Below are 17,687 nucleotides of genomic sequence, written 5' to 3' on the forward strand. Positions count from 1 at the left end.
TCTTATTCGGCACTAACTACGTGTTGAAAAACGATAACCGGCACCACGAACAGTCTGGATCAAACGATCATGTCCAGATTCTTCAACGGCTTTACGAAGACGTCTGATATGCACATCAACGGTTCTGTCTTCCACATACACATTGGTCCCCCACACATTATCGAGCAACTGTTCGCGGCTGTAGACACGTTCTGGGTGTGTCATAAAAAAGTGCAATAAGCGAAACTCAGTAGGCCCCATATCGAGTACCGTCTCACCCACACTCACCCTGTGGCTCACGGGGTCGAGCAGTAAACCTTGCACATCAATGGTTTCTTCTAAACGGGTAGGAGCACTGCGGCGCAATACTGCCTTAATACGGGCGACCAGCTCTTTAGGGGAAAAGGGTTTAGTGATGTAATCATCGGCGCCGACTTCGAGGCCTTTGACTTTATCTTCCTCTTCACCGCGGGCGGTTAACATTATGATCGGAATTTGGCGGGTAAACTCATCTTGTTTCAAGCGTTTCGCCAGTTGAATACCACTTCCGCCAGGAAACATCCAATCCAATAAAATCAGATCGGGGTAAGGCTCCTTTAGCAGCGCAATGGCCGAATCAAAATCCTCCGCCGCAGAGGTCGTAAACCCATGCTGTTCCATTACAAAAGTCAGCATCTCGCGGATGGCTAACTCGTCTTCTACTATCAATATCCTTGCAGTCATATGTGATTTTCTGTCAGTGAATGTCAACACGGCTATTATTAGTCATTTTTATTACAGATTTATGAATAAGTGCGCCGCACAAGCCATATAGTAGCGATAATTGTCATATTAAGTTTATATAACTGTTTGTTTATCGCAATAAAAAAGGAGGCAATCTGCCTCCTTAATTCAATCTTAATACTGAGATTAGAACTTGTGTTCTAAACCAATACCTATGTATTTGTCATCATCGGTATTCGCTTCTAACGAACGGTTAGTGTAGAAGGCGAATAATTTTGTTGGCTTACCTAAGCTGTAATCCGCACCGACTGACCATGAATCACCTAAGTCTTCCATGTCTTGGAATTGTGCTTTTAATGTCACAGCATTGATATCGTAAGCGGCGCTTAACAGGTAACCCGTTGCACTTTCTGCTGAGACTTCAATAGGCTCACTCGTTGTTGAGTCGTATTTGTAAGTTTGTTCCTGCTGCTGGTACATACCACCCAGTTTAATGCCAGCTAACTTAGCTTGTAAGCTGGCACGGACAATCTCATATCCAGACACATCTGAGTCATAGGCAAGAGAGGCATAAACGGCGGTTTTCTTTAACTTAGCGTCACCATACATGGCCGCAGCACTAAAACCGTCTTGGGCGAATTGGCTTTTTACATCATTACCTTCGGCAACATAAGTAACACCGAAGACAAAATCACCGAAGGAAGGTGTTAGGTAAGTCGCCGTTTGAGCAGCACGAACTTCACCCTTGAACAGCTTGCCTAAGTCACCTGAAAGGTCGTTGAATTGATCAACATCACCTTGAGAAATTTTTAGCAGAGTATCGTTACGACCCACAGAGAACGAACCAAAGGAGCCTTTTAAACCCACAAATTGGTTACGTGCAGTAAAGTTATCGCTTGATGCGGCACCCGTATCAACCTGGTATTCCACTGTGTAGAAAGCGGTAAGTGAGCTTGATAACTCGAAATCACCCTTCACACCAAAACGAGAGGCATTACTTTGAATAGTTGTTGTAGCATCACCTTTCTCATCATTTGATTGAGCGGTGACATTCAACTTACCATAAACAGTCAGTGGCTCAGCGGCATAAGCTGAAGCCAGAGTTGCAGAAGCTAGCGCAGAAGCAAGTAGAGTTTTACAAAAAACGTTCATCATTTAATCCTTTCGACGTTATGTTCGTCTTGGTTATTGGTTTGGAACGACCGAAAGTGTGCAATGAATGTGTTTCAGTTTTATTTCAAATGTGACAACTTAGTTTTAGCCATTGGGATCCGCCTGACATTTCGAAATAAAAAGCCAATAACCACAAGGGTTACAGCGGGATTTTTTTCAATGTTACAATTTGATGAATTCTGTATCTGGGTAAAGATTTGACTGTTTCGCACAGGTTTACCCAGCCCCAACTATGCCGTAAACTGCCACTTTATTTTCCAATGAGCGCCTCTTATGTGGTTTAAAAATCTTACTCTTTATCGTTTCAATAAACCTTTTGCCGTCGAAACTGAAGCGCTTGAAACTGCGCTGGCCGATTTCACTTTCTCTCCGTGCTCAAGCCAAGATGTCAGTAAATTTGGCTTTTCCAACGCACTGGGCAAACAGGGCAGTTCACTGGTACACAGCGCCAATAATCGCCATCTGATCTGTGTAACCAAAGAAGAGAAAATTCTTCCCGGCCAAGTCATTAAAGAAACCTTGGAAGAAAAAGTCGCCCTCATCGAAGATGAAGAAAATCGAAAACTCGCGAAAAAAGAAAAAGATGCACTGAAAGATGAAATCATCACTAGCCTATTGCCACGCGCTTTTTCGCGCCGCAGCCAAACACGCGCACTGATTTTGCCAGAGCTTGAAATGATCCTCGTCGATAGCTCAAGCGCCACTAAGGCCGAAGAACTATTAGCGTTATTACGTAAAGCGTTAGGCAGTTTACCTGTGATCCCACTGAGCTTTAAAGCGCCAGTAGAATCCCATTTAACCGAATGGTTAAAGAATGGCAGCGCGCCATTACCCTTTGAAATGCAAGATGAAGCTGAACTTAAATCCGCCGCTGACGAAGGCGGAATCGTACGCTTTAAGCAGCAGGATCTAAAGGAAGATGAAGTATTAGCCCACCTCGCCACAGGCAAAGAGGTCCATAAGCTAGCCCTGCACTTTGGACAATCAATTGCCCTGCTGTTGCAATCGGACGCCAGTGTTAAGCGTCTTAAGTTCTCTGAAGAATTTAGAGCGGGTAACGATGAAGTTGGCACTGATGACCCAATGGCCCGTTTAGATGCCGATTTTGCCTTGATGGGCAGTGAGTTAGTCGCCTTAATGCATGCACTTGTTTCTGCTTTAGGTGGCCTTGAAGAAACTCAAGCTTAATATCCAAATTAAGCCTCTAAGCACACCTAGAAAGTAAAAAGGCGCAGCGGTTAACCGCTGCGCCTTTTTAATGATTAACAACTAAGTTAAAACACAGGCATTGATGCGAGTGAGCATTTTCATTGTCGAATACAGCCGCTCTCGAGCACAGGTGCGAATTAGCTTTTAGTCGCTAACTCGCCTTTATTATCAAACGGCCAATCAATACCTAACCAAGCTTTAAAGAAGGCTTTTTGCTGCTTAGTCGCCTTAGCATCGCCCTTGAGCACTAGCTTACCGCTTTGCTGCTCGCCGAGCGTCATCCTCACTTGCTTGATTTTATCGTTACTGAATAATGTCACTTCCACACTATCACCCGCCTTAAAGTCTTTGATGCGCTTATCGAAACCCGCAGCCGTCACCTTAAGACCATTAATCGCTAGCACTTCATCCCCAGCAACAATCCCCGCCTGCCACGCAGGGCCATTACGTAGCACTTGGTCTAACACTAAAGATCCGTGGGTACTGCTTAACTTCATGCCCGCAAATGCCTCGGCTTTTGAATCTTTGCCATAGGAGATCACTAACCCAGCCTGTGACAACAACGCAGGGAAATCTAAGCTCATGGGGCTATTCACGTTCGCCTGCCACCAAGGCGCATAATCTTTGCCGGATAAATCCTTTAGTATGTGCAGCACATCGTCGACACTATAGCCCTTGGGCACCCGGTGGTCTTGATACAAACGGCGGTGCACGTCGCGGTATGAATGCTGAAGCTCAGAGTCTTGCAGCAGTGAAAAATCCAGTGCCAGTGAGGTTAAAAAACCCTCTGAATAAATGTTTACACTGTGGTTAATGGCATAATCGCCCCCAGTACTGCTCCACTCACCTAAACTCGCCTCTGCAACAGACTGGATCTCACGCCCAGGATTAAGTTGGTTTCTCTCAACACGTTTAGCTAAATCTTCGAGGAATTCTTTAGGTGTTATCACCCCTGCACGCAGCAACAACTGGTCTTCAAAATAGCTGGTAGATCCTTCGGCTATCCACAATAATTCCGTCATGTTTTCATGCTGATAATCGTAGGGAACCAGCCCTGCGGGACGGTAGGCTTTCACGTTCCAAGTATGGATAAACTCGTGGGAAGCCGTGCTAATAAAACGCAGGTAATCCTTGCGTTCACGGAAACTAAAGCGCGGTAATTGGATCACGGTAGAGTTTAAGTGCTCAGTCGCACCACTGGCGCCGCTGGTGGCATGCACCATATAAACGTATCTATCAAAGGGATAATCATCCCAAATCGCCTTCGCCTGACCACTTAATGCGGTTAAATCCTTAACCACTTTATCTGCGTCATAGTTACCCTCACCCCAAAAGATTAACTCATACTCTTTGCCGTTGGCACTGAATGATTTGTGGGTGCTGATCCCCGTTTCTATGGGGGAGTCGATGAGCACATCATAGTTGGGAGCTACGAAAGAATGTGCGGCATTGCCCGAGGACATACCAGAGTAACTTTGCCAGTTTTCAGGCACCTTTAATTGGATGGAAACAGGTTCAGTACGAAATTGAGGGCTGTACATAAACACGCCGCTCGCATCTAAATAGGCATGACTCGCGTCGATATGCCGCACCCTTTGGCCGAGTTCATTGGCATACAACTGATAACTAACCGTGACACTCGTTGGCTTACTGAGTAAAACTTGCCATTCGCCACTGGCGCTGCGCTTCCATGGGAGAACTTGACCTTGGCTATCTTTAGCACTGAATAAACGCACACCGTCGGATAGGGGCAAGACTTGGTATTTACCTGTCCGCCACACGGGCAGATTAACGGTTAAATCACTCGCGTTCACATGGGGGAAAGTCACACTCACCTGGGCCAAATGCTGTTCTGGCTGACTCAACTCAATTTGATAATGTACATCGGCAAACACATTGCCCGAAAATAATGCACTTAATACCAAGATTGATAATCTGTTGGGTTTCACTCTTGCTTCCTTCTGTTATTATGTTTCTTATGATTTTCCCAAGTATAACAAGTCGATGTAGCATCCTCATTAGGCGCTAACAAAAGCTAACAAAATAAATTCCTTGATTTAGGAAATATGGGATCCCCTTTCAAATGCATAAACTCATCGTTATTCTCGTGGCCTTGTTGCTGTCAGTATCCTTTAGCACCCTAGGGCGCGATCTCGAATCGGAAGAGATTGAACTGCGTGAAACTCCGCAGAAAATGTACGACAGCTTAAATAAATCGATCTCTTTTCCTATCGCCTTTAAAAATCGGGAGCAGTTCGAACGCGCCGCCAAGGAACAAGGCTATAAACCCGATGAGTTCGAACATATTTTGCAACTGCTCGCAAGGCTCAATATGGAGCCGAATGTTAAATCTAAGGTTGAATTTCAAGATGCTAAGACGCTAATCGAACTCCTCACTAGCATTGCCCAGTCCCCCTATGAACAAGCTATGGTATCTATGCTACAAGGCCGCTACCTTGGGCGAACAGAGCAAAAATATCAAGAAGCGATAACCTTCTATAATGAGGCTTTAACTCGCATTAACGACAGCTTCGATATCGAAGCCATGCTGCTCAAACATACCATTCACGAACATTTAGGTGGCTTACATTTAGTGCTCCGTCAGGACGTGCCAGCATTAATGCACTTTCATACCTACAGAGATATTGCCTACAAGCTCAGAAATGATTATTTAATTGCGGCAGCAGAATCGAAACTTGGGCACTATTACAATAAAAATCAACAACTCACTAAGTCACTACAACATTACAGTGAAGCCATTCGACTTTCTAATCGCTCCAACTATCCCTCGATGAAAACCCATCTGCAACTACAACTGGCTAAGGTGTATCGAGATTTAAAACAATGGGATGAAGCACTAAAGAATGCCCATGAGGCTGCAGCTGGCTTTAAAAAACTCGGCAATGACACTTATCTATCCAGCTGTATGACAGTGATCGCTATGGTATACGGCGAGCAAGGGGACTGGAATAAAGCGATAGATTACTACCTTAACGCCCAGCAATTAGATATTAAACGTGGCAACTATATTGCCCAAGGCCTCAACTTTCATAACCTTGGCCAAGCCTATTCAAACATCAATGACAATGTTAGTGCCCTAAAATATTTATTGATGGCAAACCAAATATTTAAAGAAAAACAAAGCCATCACTACCTTGTTTACAATGAGCTTTTAATTGGGGAAATAGCCCAAGCCAAGGAAGACTGGCCGCTGATGATGGCCCATGCCGACAACGCCCTGGCACTCGCCAGCGAGTTAGAACTCGCGGATGAGCAAAAATCCGCATTGACACAAATCGCCCTCGCCGCCGAAAAATTAGGGGACCAGAGTAAAACGATTGCTACCCAAAAACGCATTATCGAACTGGCTCAACAGACACAAGCACCCGAAAAAGACGCTGCAGTATCACCCTCAGCCCTCGCGGAGCAGCAACTCAAGCTCGAACTCAGCATGCTGCAGGGTAAGCTTGATGATAGGATTCAAGCCTCAAAAACCACCAATAAACTCTTAGCCCTCGGTGGATTGATTACCGCTATCTTGATGATAACCATCATTATACTCTTCAAACATCGCCGAAAAATCCGCGCCCAAAACGTGGCGCTAATGCAATTGAGTCAAGAGGAGCCGTTTACCCATCATTTAGGCTATGCCGCACTGCTCGCTCACTTAGGCGAAGGACGTGCAAACCCGCTTCCCACCATGGCCCTTGGCTTAATTGAATTCCAAGGCTATCTAAATTCAGATATCAAGCATGGCCAATACTTTGCGAATGCGGTAATGACGCAGCTTGCTGATCTTATTTCAGCAACCTTCGCCATGCCCGTTTATGTGATTAGGCAAGGCGTGTTGGCGGTACGATTTACCGAGAACATTGAGCCGCAGCAGGTTATCACACGTATGCGGCAACAATTAGATGAGCGGCAACTAACACAAACCTTTAATCTTGGATTTATCCACTTGCCCCTGCTCGCCAAATCAGAAATGAAAATGGACCCTAAATTGCAGTTTGAAACCGTACAAATGGCGCTCGCCTGTGCCCGCAGTTTGCCTACAAATAAGGATCATTTTGTCACCCTTAGAGCATTGGATTTTGTGCCCTCTAGCCTCTTCGCTAACCCGCTCTTTCTACACCTTGAAAAGGGCATAGAACGCGGGCTAATCCGAGTCGAAACCGACGCCAATAAAGAGGAAATCCACTGGCCTTGCTGGGAAAATAATCAAGATCGGCATTTATTGGAAAATATTTGATCAATATCAGCAATTAATCACAGACACACAGGCAAACAGATTTGCACTCTACTGCCGTTGTTATAACATTAGTAGCATCAGAGTTAAGCGCTAACTTGGACAGAGGATCATCATGCTTTTTAGCCTTGCAGAGCCAGGAAAATACCCCGGATGAAGGATTCCAACGCGACAGTTTCACAACTTGCATTGCTTCAACAAAAACTTCACTCGGCTAAACTTGCCCTAGATGAGGTCAATGAAGATAGAAATGCCAAGTTACAAACCTTACTCCAATTTATTGGCCATTTAAGCCTCGCCTGCAAAGGGCAAAATCTTGAGCTGGATAATAAACTCGCCAAACTCCGCCACAACTTAAATACCTTTGAGCGGGTCGATGAAGCGTTGCCAGAATTAGTCGATGTAGAACGCTTACTAAAGGGTCAGTATCACCATGTGATGGTTCAGCTCGAAGAGAGCCGAGCGGGCCTTGCGCAGGTGGTTCGTCAGATCCAAAGGGTAAACTCCGCCCCTGAAAAGCTCAAAAAAGAAGTTAACTATTTCAAACAGGATCTCTCCAAACCATTTCACACGGTTTGGGAATATATTCCTAAAGTAAAACAAATCATTGGCTTCTACGAAACCATCTTACAGCAGCAATTTAATGAATCTGAAAAGCTCGATGTTCTCCCAAAACATCGGCAGCTAGCCCATGAGTTAGCGCAGATGATTTCGGAAATCGAATTTCGTAAAGATCAACGTGACCAAGTGTTAGTCATTAAAGAAGTGCTGGCATCGGACATCGAAATCGACAGTTTGCTCGAAGCCTACCAAACGATTTTATCCTTACTGCTCGACAATATCGCCCGTGAAAAATCGGCATCACAGGAGTTTTTATACGCCCTAAACGATGCCTTAGCCGCGGTGCGAGAAGTTGTCACTGAGTCCTATAACCACAATCAGCGCAGTTTCCAACTTAAGACCCAGCTCAACCGAGAGATCAACACCCGCGTCGATAACGCCGGTGAGATCATCATAGATGTGGAAGATGTTGTCGATCTCAAAGCGCAACTTACCGAGCAGCTTAATTCGATTCGTTCAGCCCTTGCCCGCAAAGAAGCCCTCGAACAAAGGGAGCAAGCCTTACTGCGCAAGTCGATGGAAACTATGCGTAAAGAGCTCAATGAGCTGAGCACTGAGGCCAACACCTACAAAGAGCGTTTGTTCGAGCAGCAAAAACTCAATTTACTCGATAGCCTGACGCAGTTGCCTAACCGCGCCGCCTTAGAAGAACGCATGGAGCTCGAATATCGCAACTATCAACGCCATAAATCGCCCCTGTGGGTGGCGGTAGCCGATATTGATCACTTTAAAACCATCAATGACAGTTTTGGCCACAGCACTGGCGATAAAACGCTGCAAGTTATCGCCATGGCACTCAAAAATTCACTCCGAGATACTGAGTTTGTTGCCCGTTATGGTGGTGAAGAATTTGTGCTGCTCCTACCCGATGTTGGCAATGGCGATATTGTTCAACTTTTGAACAGAGTGCGCGAGAAAGTAAAAAATATTCCATTTAAATTTAAAAATCAGAGAATTACAGTTACAGTATCTATAGGGGCTGCGCAAGTTATGGGGAATGAACTCATACATGAAACCTTTGAGCGCGCCGACGCAGCACTCTACAAAGCAAAACATGAAAGCAGAGACAGGGTTGTGATAGACGTATAATTAGACTCAACTATACGTCTCCTCTTATCACTCCTGTCGACATGAAGGAGTGGTAAATGATAGTCAAAATCAGCCCAAAAGGTAGCATGGATCAGCTTTCACAACTCGAAGTTGATCGCCTTAAAAAAAGCGCCAAAAGCGCACTCTATCAACTGTATCGTAACTGTTCATTAGCCGTGCTTGCTGCGGGTTTAAAAACCGATAACTCTAAAGCCTTATTCGAGCAATATCATAATTTCGATATCAACGTCCTACAACGGGAACGCGGCGTAAAACTAGAACTCATCAATCCTCCAGAACAAGCCTTTGTCGATGGCCAAATTATCGTAGGTATTCAAGAACATCTGTTCGCTGTGCTCAGGGACATTCTCTATATCAGCGATAAATACGACACCCTAAAACATATCAATCTCACCAATGCGAGCCATATTACCAACGTAGTGTTTGATATTCTGCGCAATGCTCGGGCAATCGCGCCGATGAAGGAACCCAACGTGGTTGTGTGCTGGGGTGGCCACAGTATCAATGCCGTCGAATATCAATACACCCGCGAGGTGGGTTACCAACTCGGACTGAGGGAACTGGATATCTGTACGGGCTGTGGTCCCGGCGCAATGGAAGGGCCAATGAAAGGGGCTGCTATCGGCCATGCAAAACAACGCGTTAAAAACGCGCGTTATATTGGTTTGACTGAACCTAGTATTATCGCCGCCGAGCCGCCCAACCAAATCGTCAATGAACTGGTTATCCTGCCCGATATCGAAAAACGTCTGGAAGCCTTCGTACGGCTGGGCCATGGCATTATTATTTTCCCTGGCGGCGCTGGCACGACAGAAGAGCTGCTCTATATCCTAGGGATTTTGCTTAATAAAGAAAACCAAGAAACCCCCTTCCCGCTCGTGCTTACAGGCCCAACGGAAAGTGCGGATTATTTTAGTAAAATAGATGAGTTTATTGGGGCAACATTAGGGCCAGATGCCCAGAAAAAATACCAAATCATCATAGACAACCCCGCCGAAGTGGCAAGGGTGATGAAGCAAGGCATGGAGCAAGTCAAAACCTACCGCCGCGCCACGGGTGATGCCTATCAATACCAGTGGGCACTCAAAATTGAGCCTGAATTCCAATTGCCTTTTGTTCCAACCCACGAAGTCATGGCCAATTTGGATTTGCATTTCCAAACCAATAAAGCCGACCTTGCCGCCAACCTTCGTAAGGCATTTTCGGGTATAGTAGCGGGGAATGTAAAATCGGATACGATCAAACATATAGAGCGTTTTGGTCCCTTCCTATTAAAAGGTGATCCCCGTTTAATGGAGCTGATGGACAATTTACTGAGCGCATTTGTCAGCCAACATAGGATGAAACTGCCGGGAAGCACCTATGTTCCCTGCTATAAGATAGTCAAATAGCGTCAGTTAATTTATGCAACTTTGCCAATGAATAAGTTCTTAATCATCGATGGTCTCAATTTGGTTCGCCGTATTTATGCGGCGATCCCCGATGAGAACGATATGGATAGCCTTAAGGAGCGTGTCAGTTCGGCATGTTCGAAACTGCTGCGCGTCCACCAGCCAACCCATGTCGCCATTGTCTGGGATGGTGATGAAATTTCATGGCGCAAACAGCTTTACCCCGATTATAAAAAAGGTCGTAAACCTATGCCAGAGCCGCTGGCAAAGGGGCTCACTGCGCTGCAAGATCATTTAACATCAATGGGCATAGGCTCCATTTATGCCGCCGCTGAGGCCGATGATGTTATCGCCACACTGGCGATGAAAACCGCCAAGGCACAGGGAGAAGCCCTTATCGTTTCAACCGATAAGGGTTTTAGTCAACTAAATCATTCCCGCATAAGCCAATGGGATCATTTTAATCAACAATACCTCGATATCACCGCATTAGAACAAAAGCTTGGGGTCGAACGCAGCCAGTTTCTCGATTTAATGGCGCTCGCCGGTGATAGTGGTAATAAAATTCCCGGTATCGCGGGGATTGGCCCCAAATCGGCGGCAGAGCTATTAAAAACCTTTAGAACCTTAAGCACACTCTTTTCATCTTTACCTAATTTGGGCGCTAAACAGGCGAAGAAACTGGCTGAAGGCAAAGAAATGGCACGACTCAGTTACAAACTGGCGCAATTGCAAACGGACCTACCCCTCAATATCAATTTAAAAGACTTCCGAGCAAGCGGAGCACATCCTGCACCCGACAGGGAACAATAAGACACTTGTTAACACTAAGTTGCAATAAACGCATTTACCTTAAGGCAACAAAAGCGTATTTTATTGGCGAGCTAGGAAGACTCACTTGATGAGCAAAGGATAAGGTTAAATGAAATCAAAAACTTCGGTAATTATTGGTAGTATATTCGCTGCCTATGTGGCCTTTGTCGCTGTGGTTGTACTCGTCTATGAACCGACTCCAGATGAAATGGATTGGGAAGACAGGCAAGTCTATAACAGCCAAAAAATGACTGATTTAAGCCTAGGGCAGGACATTACTGAGGTGAAGTCACTATTGGGGAAAGCAGATTTTTCAGAGGCCAAAGCGGTTCAAGAAACACAATTGCAAGTGCTCTTTTATCGCACTCACCATGAAAAATCCGATGGTATCACCACTAAAGAAGAATGTACTCCTCTCATTTTTAAGAACAATAAACTCATGGCCTGGGGCGGGGATACCTATAAACAGTATCTCGATGCCGGAACGGATATTGCCAGTCCCTCAGCCAAAGAGACTGAAACCTCCAGCAAAAACTAACTTTGCCCCAAAGCAAGATAACTTTGTCGTCAGGTGTGCTGCACTGATTGTCATTATTTCCCCAGTGACACGCCGTCTATTTCTTTCAAAATAAGCATCCATATAGGCTCGACGGCGACATCCATGTCGCCAACGGTCACTGGTGCAACAATGCCAATCTTAACTAACACTTCTGCTGTTCGTTTAGCTAAAAAGCTATTGCCCCAATGTGTGTTTCGCAGTTCAAAAGGGGAATTGGCCAAGTAAAGCTCTGCCTATAGAAAAGTTGATGGTTCGACTTAGCAGTTATGTATCCCATCTTTTTCGTAATTTGAATGCTTAATCAAAATCAAAGTCGTGGGGCTTCACCCCACACCCGACCAAGGAGGACTGCTCGTCCTATCCTCCTTGGATGCTCCAAGACGCCCCCTACGGAGTTGAAAGCCCCTTGTGCTCATTGCCAAATTTGCTATCGCTTCCGAAGGATGCGTCCCTGCACCTGCGAAAGCTAGTCGGTCATCCATGACCGAACACACGCAATTTGTCTATTCGCCCTGCGGCAACTCGGAGGGGAGGTGTATTCCTTGGAGTTTTGAGTCGTTAGATAGCGATTCATCTGCAAAAAATAAGCGTGAAAGAACGAGAAAGGTAAAACAATATCAAGTAATTACCCATCGAACCGTATAAAAACCGCTACCGCAAAAAAGCAAATTCCTATAGCATCGTTCATACCCATTTACACGGATGTGGCAGCGGCCATATTTGAGATGTGGTGAAGAAGCGATTTATGCCCCGCAAACAGCGCAGCGCATAAATACTAAGAAGTTATAAGCCTTAAGAGACGCAAGGTGTAAATGAAAAACTCTGAAAACTTCAAAACTGTATGGTGGGGAATCCTCGTTGTTGTCATAGGGTTCTATTTGTATGGGAGATATCCAAATCTAATAGAGGGGAAACCATCTTACTTCGACGTTGTCGTTTTCGTTATCTGGGTTGGTGTTTGTCTTGCGCCCATATTCCAAGAAATGGATTTATTTGGCGTAAAGCTAAAACAACAAATCGATGAGTTAAAGAAAGATGTAAACCATCAACTATCCATACTTGAAACTGAAATTAAGTCTTCAATAGAGGTGTCAAATGCCAACAGCAACCAGATATATTTTCAGTCTGGTGCAGTACCTCCGAAAGATTCTGAGATTCCAGATCTATCTGATCAGATACAACGTACTCTGAACAAAATGGGCATAACGGCAGCGCAAGACGATTTTTATGATTACGGTGTTGATCCAGTCCACGTTGAAATGTTCAAAGTAAGGTTGTCCTTTGAAAATCTGTTGCGCGAGTATTCAGACATTGATGAAAAATATCGACGTAGGTATTCCGTTGGTAAGCTTTTGAGTGACCTAAGAAATTATGAAAGCATATCCAAAAATGTACTTCATGGGGTTATGGAAGTTATATCTGTCTGCAACTATGCAGTTCATGGAGAGCCCCTTTCAAAAGCTCAGATAGCTTTCGTAAGAGAGTCAGCCCCAGGGTTGCTCAAGGCATTAAAAAATGAATTGCAAAGCGGCTTATAACAAAGCATTGCAGCGGACAAGCCGCTGAATGCGGCGTTATCTCCATAGAAATTTTAATCCGAAACTGACAAATTAGAGCAAAGGAGCTATCACGCTTTTGTCCCATAGAAAGTTATCTGCATAAGATATCAATACTCTCCCCCTAGTGCCCTTTTCAGCATAAAAAACGCCACCTTCTGGTGGCGTTTGGCTTATTGATAACGCTAAAACAGAGGATTACTCATCATCGGCTTTATATTCGACATAGGCTTCACCTTGGCTCAACCAAGCTGGTGCGGGTTTACCTTTAAGATAATGGTCGAAGAACTCCATCATTCGAATGCTGTAATCGAGTTTGTTGGGGTATTTTTTCAGATGATGTGGTTCATCTTCATATTGCAAAAATACGACCTCTTTACCCGCACGGCGCATCGCTAAGTACATTTCAACACCCTGCTCCCAAGGCACTGCATCATCCTTATCGCCAAACATGATCATCAAAGGCGTTTGAATGCGATCGGCATAAAATACCGGTGAGTTTTCAATGTATTTTTGTGGCGCAGCAAACAAACTTGCACCAATACGACTCTGCCCAGTTTCATACTGAAATTGACGCGCAATCCCAGTGCCATGGCGAATACCGCTGTAGGCGCTGGTCATGTTCGCCACTGGCGCACCCGCGACTGCGGCCTTAAACATTTTAGTTTGAGTGATGGCAAAGGCCGTTTGATAGCCACTCCAAGAATGCCCTTGCAGACCAATCGCAGCGGGATCGGCAATGCCCATCTCAATCAGCTTTTGTACACCGGATGTAAGCGCTTGAACTGAACTCGCCCCTGGATAACCAATATCAAAGCGAATATCCGGTAAGAACACCGCATAACCGTTATTCACATACCAGGCAAAATTAGGTCTGTGGTTAATGTTCATCTGCGGGAAGGCATGCAGTCTATCCGTCATAAAGCGATAGTAGTAAACCAACACAGGATAACGCTTACCCGCTTGATAATTGACAGGTTTAATCAGCACACCATCTAACGGCTTACCATCGCCATTCGTCCAGTGAACCAGCTCGGATTTGCTCCAGTTAAAGGCTTGGCGCTGTTTATCCAAGTCGGTTTGTTTAACCGCATTTTGTGGAGCGTTATAGCTGGCTGTATATAAATCGGGGAATAGATCGAAGCGCTCCTTAGAAAACACGATAGTGTCGGCGTCTTTACTGCGCCCAAGCACATTCAGCTTATACTCGCCTTGCATCAGCGTCTTCACGCCCGCTTCGCCTAAGGTCGCTTGGTAAAAACCATCGGCCTTGGTTTTATCACTATAACCGTGGAGTAACACAGTGGCGTTATAGGCAAGTTCAGTCGGCGCATCGGGATTATCCACTAAGCCTTCAAGGCGATATTGGATTTTTTGCGCGCGCCCTTGACCTGCGGTTAGCGCAAATCCGTCCTTAGACTCAGTATTAAACTGCCAGACATCGTATTTGTCATAGACTAAGAAACCCGCATCATCCTTAAGCCAAGGGCCAAAACCATAGCCCGGCGCATTAGATGGATAATCATGGTCTTCATCGGCAAAACTGACACTTAAGGATTGGGTTAGATTAGTGCGCCGCCCCTGTGCGACATCATAAAGATAGACATTACCTTGTTGATAATAAGCCACATATTTACCATTTCCCGACAGACTCGGCAGCTCATCGCTGGTCTGTTGGGTCAAAAATGGCACCTTATGACCGGTATTCAGATCGACAAGGTAATAGTCTTGGAAAAAACCCGCCCAGGTTGCCATTTTACGATAGGGCAAATCGGAACTTGCCAGCATAAAACGCTTATGCTGCGACATCACCACATCGGGTACAGTTTTATCCCCGAGTTGCACCACATTATTTGAGCCTAAATGCAATACTGCAAGGTAAGTGCGTTTTTGCTCGTCCTCGTATTGCTTGATTTCATTGGGTTTAATCCGCGGATCATCACCATGCCACACCTTAAGCCCGCGCTGGCCAGTGACGATATTGGTATCGAACAGATCCTTTTCTTCGGTAATTTTTGCCAAACTCAGCTGTTGACTCACCTCGGGTATACGACCAAAAAATAGTCGTTCACTGTCCAGAGAGAAGTTCAAGCTGGCGTAACGATTGAGTGTCCACTCTTTGGAATTGGGCACATGGCGGATTTTGCTAGAGGCTAATTCCACAACACTTAACTGATAACTGCGGCCATAGGGCAATTCGCTCGCCTGACCTTGAGTAAACGCTAACCAACGGCCATTTTTTGCCAGCGCTAAAGCGCCAATTTGTTGAGTCGTCGATTCAAAAACAGTGGATTGCTTAAGGATCTGTAAGTCAACTAGCTGCAATTGGTGTTGTTGCTCCGCGCTATTATTGATGGCGAGCGCGAGTCTACGGCTATCTTTGTCGAAAACATAAGCCGTGACATGCTCAACATCGATGCGCTTGGTTTGATCTTCTAAACTAAGCAAGGTAAAGCGGCGGCCTTGGTCAAACTTATCCACCTTTGGCTTTTCGGCTTTAGCTGGATTTTCGGTGCTAACATCGACCGATTTAGCCCCATCGGCGTCTTTTTTGGACTCCTCATCGGCCTCAAACCCAATCGCTAAATATTTGCCATCGTCACTGAATACAAATTCTTTTACCCGTTCGAAACGGGTTTGCGAACCCGTTTGTATGTCGAGTAACACCATGTCAGACTTGAGTTTTTTCTTCGTTTTAGCATCGCTGGTTTCAAGCGTTAATAAGCTAGGCTTAACCACCATAGCCACAAAACGCCCTGAATGACTAATAAGCGGATCTGAACCACCTGCAACCGTAAAATGTTGTCCAGTGAGCACATTTTTCACTATGCCATGGCTATCACCACGGTCAGGGGCTGCCTCGACCGCAATCACCTGACCATTGTCAGCGATAACCGGCTTTTCGAGGGATTCAAAATGCATAATGTCTGTTAAGGTAAGCGGCTTAGTGCTGGTTTCTGCCTGCACGACTGGCAATATACCGAGGGATAACAGTACCAAAGATGTGATAGGTAATAACTTCAATGTCTTCCTCTTTTATATATTTGTTAGACTAAAGTAGACTTTTTTAACGGTTAGCTCTCCATCATCGTTATAACCCAGTATTTTTACAAGTTATACCACACAAAAAATCGTGATATCGCTCACTATTCCCTGTGAAGTTTGACCAAAGATGGTTAAAATAATAGCCAGAAAAAATACCAAATTCATAGTCATGTTACCCGGCTAACGCTGGGGCAGACAATTGCAGTAACGACGAACCGTGGAAGGACTTCTCCATGTCAAAAAGAACGATAACCGTAATTCCAGGTGATGGAATTGGCCCAAGTATTATTGACTCTGCCTTAAAAATTCTTGATAAAGCAGGTTGTGATTTTGAATATGAATTTGCCGATGCTGGACTCACCGCGCTCGAGAAGCAGGGCGAGCTACTTCCACAACGCACTTTAGAGCTTATCGAAAAAAATCGTATCACCCTTAAAGGTCCACTGACGACACCGGTTGGTGAAGGCTTTACGTCTATCAACGTGACCCTACGTAAGAAATTCGGTCTGTATGCTAACGTACGTCCAGTGCTGTCTTTTAAAGGCACCCAAGCCCGCTACGAAAATATCGATATCATCACAGTCCGTGAAAACACCGAAGGCATGTACTCTGGCCACGGTCAAAAAGTGTCTGACGATGGGTTAACGGCAGAAGCCACCAGTATCGTTACTCGCCAAGGTGCAGAGCAAATCGCCACCTTCGCCTACGAACTGGCCCGCAAAGAAAACCGTAAAAAAGTCACTATCGTGCACAAAGCTAACATCATGAAGTCAACTTCAGGCCTGTTCCTGAAAGTGGCCCGTGAGGTAAGCCTACGTTACCCAGACATCAAGACAGAAGAAATGATCGTCGATGCAACCTGCATGAAATTAGTGATGAACCCAGAGAACTTCGATGTGATCGTCACCACCAACCTGTTTGGTGACATTCTATCGGATCTGTGTGCCGGTTTAGTGGGTGGTTTAGGTATGGCACCAGGCGCCAACATTGGCCGTGATGCAGCAATTTTCGAAGCCGTTCACGGTAGTGCGCCTGATATCGCGGGCAAAAACCTTGCGAACCCAACGTCGGTGATTTTAGCCTCTATCCAAATGCTGGAATACTTAGGCATGGCTGACAAAGCTGAGCAGATCCGTAAAGCGGTATCTGCCGTGATCGAAGAAGGCGACCGTACCACCCGCGATTTAGGTGGCACCCACGGCACGACCGACTTTACCCAAGCGGTACTCGATCGCCTGTGATCATCGTCTGTGACCTTAGCA

Annotated in this window: 13 protein-coding genes; 8 read left to right on the forward strand and 5 right to left on the reverse strand. The window is 45.4% G+C overall.

Annotated elements, in window-relative coordinates; genetic code table 11:
- Positions 1 to 12: 12 nt before the first annotated feature.
- Both phoB and MJO46_RS05930 read right to left on the reverse strand, forming a co-directional pair.
- Positions 13 to 702, reverse strand: coding sequence for a phosphate regulon transcriptional regulator PhoB (phoB, locus tag MJO46_RS05925; RefSeq protein WP_253988520.1), 690 nt, complete (start codon positions 700 to 702; stop codon positions 13 to 15).
- Between the two features lie 186 nt (positions 703 to 888).
- Complete coding sequence (locus MJO46_RS05930) at positions 889 to 1,857, reverse strand: porin (RefSeq protein ID WP_253988521.1); 969 nt, start codon at positions 1,855 to 1,857, stop codon at positions 889 to 891.
- Positions 1,858 to 2,148: 291 nt separating this feature from the next.
- Here MJO46_RS05930 and rdgC point away from each other — a divergent pair, with 291 nt between their 5' ends.
- Positions 2,149 to 3,063: a recombination-associated protein RdgC gene (gene rdgC / locus MJO46_RS05935; RefSeq protein ID WP_253988522.1), complete on the forward strand. Its 915-nt coding sequence runs from the start codon at positions 2,149 to 2,151 to the stop codon at positions 3,061 to 3,063.
- 158 nt (positions 3,064 to 3,221) lie between these two features.
- Here rdgC and MJO46_RS05940 read toward each other — a convergent pair whose 3' ends face one another.
- The gene (locus tag MJO46_RS05940) at positions 3,222 to 5,033 is read right to left on the reverse strand and encodes a PDZ domain-containing protein (protein WP_253988523.1); all 1,812 of its coding nucleotides are present in this window, start codon (positions 5,031 to 5,033) and stop codon (positions 3,222 to 3,224) included.
- Positions 5,034 to 5,167: 134 nt separating this feature from the next.
- Between MJO46_RS05940 and MJO46_RS05945 the strand changes: the two genes are divergently transcribed.
- The 5 genes from MJO46_RS05945 (at position 5,168) to MJO46_RS05965 (ending at position 11,803) form a co-directional block, all read left to right on the forward strand.
- On the forward strand, positions 5,168 to 7,333 hold the full coding sequence (locus MJO46_RS05945; RefSeq protein WP_253988524.1) for a tetratricopeptide repeat protein: 2,166 nt from the start codon (positions 5,168 to 5,170) through the stop codon (positions 7,331 to 7,333).
- A gap of 150 nt (positions 7,334 to 7,483) precedes the next feature.
- Positions 7,484 to 9,040 carry a GGDEF domain-containing protein gene (locus tag MJO46_RS05950; RefSeq protein ID WP_253988525.1) on the forward strand — a complete coding sequence of 519 codons (1,557 nt, stop codon included), beginning with the start codon at positions 7,484 to 7,486 and terminating at the stop codon, positions 9,038 to 9,040.
- A gap of 56 nt (positions 9,041 to 9,096) precedes the next feature.
- The gene (gene ppnN, locus MJO46_RS05955) at positions 9,097 to 10,452 is read left to right on the forward strand and encodes a nucleotide 5'-monophosphate nucleosidase PpnN (protein WP_253988526.1); all 1,356 of its coding nucleotides are present in this window, start codon (positions 9,097 to 9,099) and stop codon (positions 10,450 to 10,452) included.
- A 27-nt stretch (positions 10,453 to 10,479) separates the two neighbouring features.
- Positions 10,480 to 11,265: a flap endonuclease Xni gene (xni, locus tag MJO46_RS05960; protein WP_253988527.1), complete on the forward strand. Its 786-nt coding sequence runs from the start codon at positions 10,480 to 10,482 to the stop codon at positions 11,263 to 11,265.
- Positions 11,266 to 11,374: 109 nt separating this feature from the next.
- Positions 11,375 to 11,803, forward strand: a complete 429-nt coding sequence (locus MJO46_RS05965) for a DUF3192 domain-containing protein (protein WP_253988528.1) — start codon at positions 11,375 to 11,377, stop codon at positions 11,801 to 11,803.
- A gap of 53 nt (positions 11,804 to 11,856) precedes the next feature.
- On the opposite strand, the gene MJO46_RS05970 is transcribed toward MJO46_RS05965, so the two are convergent.
- Positions 11,857 to 12,045 (reverse strand): hypothetical protein, encoded by a 189-nt coding sequence (locus MJO46_RS05970; protein WP_253988529.1) that lies wholly within the window; start codon positions 12,043 to 12,045, stop codon positions 11,857 to 11,859.
- 591 nt (positions 12,046 to 12,636) lie between these two features.
- On the opposite strand from MJO46_RS05970, the gene MJO46_RS05975 reads away from it, so the two are divergent.
- Positions 12,637 to 13,362, forward strand: coding sequence for a hypothetical protein (locus MJO46_RS05975; RefSeq protein ID WP_253988530.1), 726 nt, complete (start codon positions 12,637 to 12,639; stop codon positions 13,360 to 13,362).
- Positions 13,363 to 13,578: 216 nt separating this feature from the next.
- On the opposite strand, the gene MJO46_RS05980 is transcribed toward MJO46_RS05975, so the two are convergent.
- Complete coding sequence (locus tag MJO46_RS05980; protein ID WP_253988531.1) at positions 13,579 to 16,404, reverse strand: prolyl oligopeptidase family serine peptidase; 2,826 nt, start codon at positions 16,402 to 16,404, stop codon at positions 13,579 to 13,581.
- Positions 16,405 to 16,658: 254 nt separating this feature from the next.
- On the opposite strand from MJO46_RS05980, the gene MJO46_RS05985 reads away from it, so the two are divergent.
- Complete coding sequence (locus MJO46_RS05985; RefSeq protein WP_007646592.1) at positions 16,659 to 17,666, forward strand: isocitrate dehydrogenase; 1,008 nt, start codon at positions 16,659 to 16,661, stop codon at positions 17,664 to 17,666.
- The last annotated feature ends 21 nt before the right edge of the window (positions 17,667 to 17,687 follow it).

It is taken from the genome of Shewanella sp. KJ2020, assembly GCF_024197625.1.
In the GTDB taxonomy this organism is placed as follows: Bacteria; Pseudomonadota; Gammaproteobacteria; order Enterobacterales; family Shewanellaceae; genus Shewanella.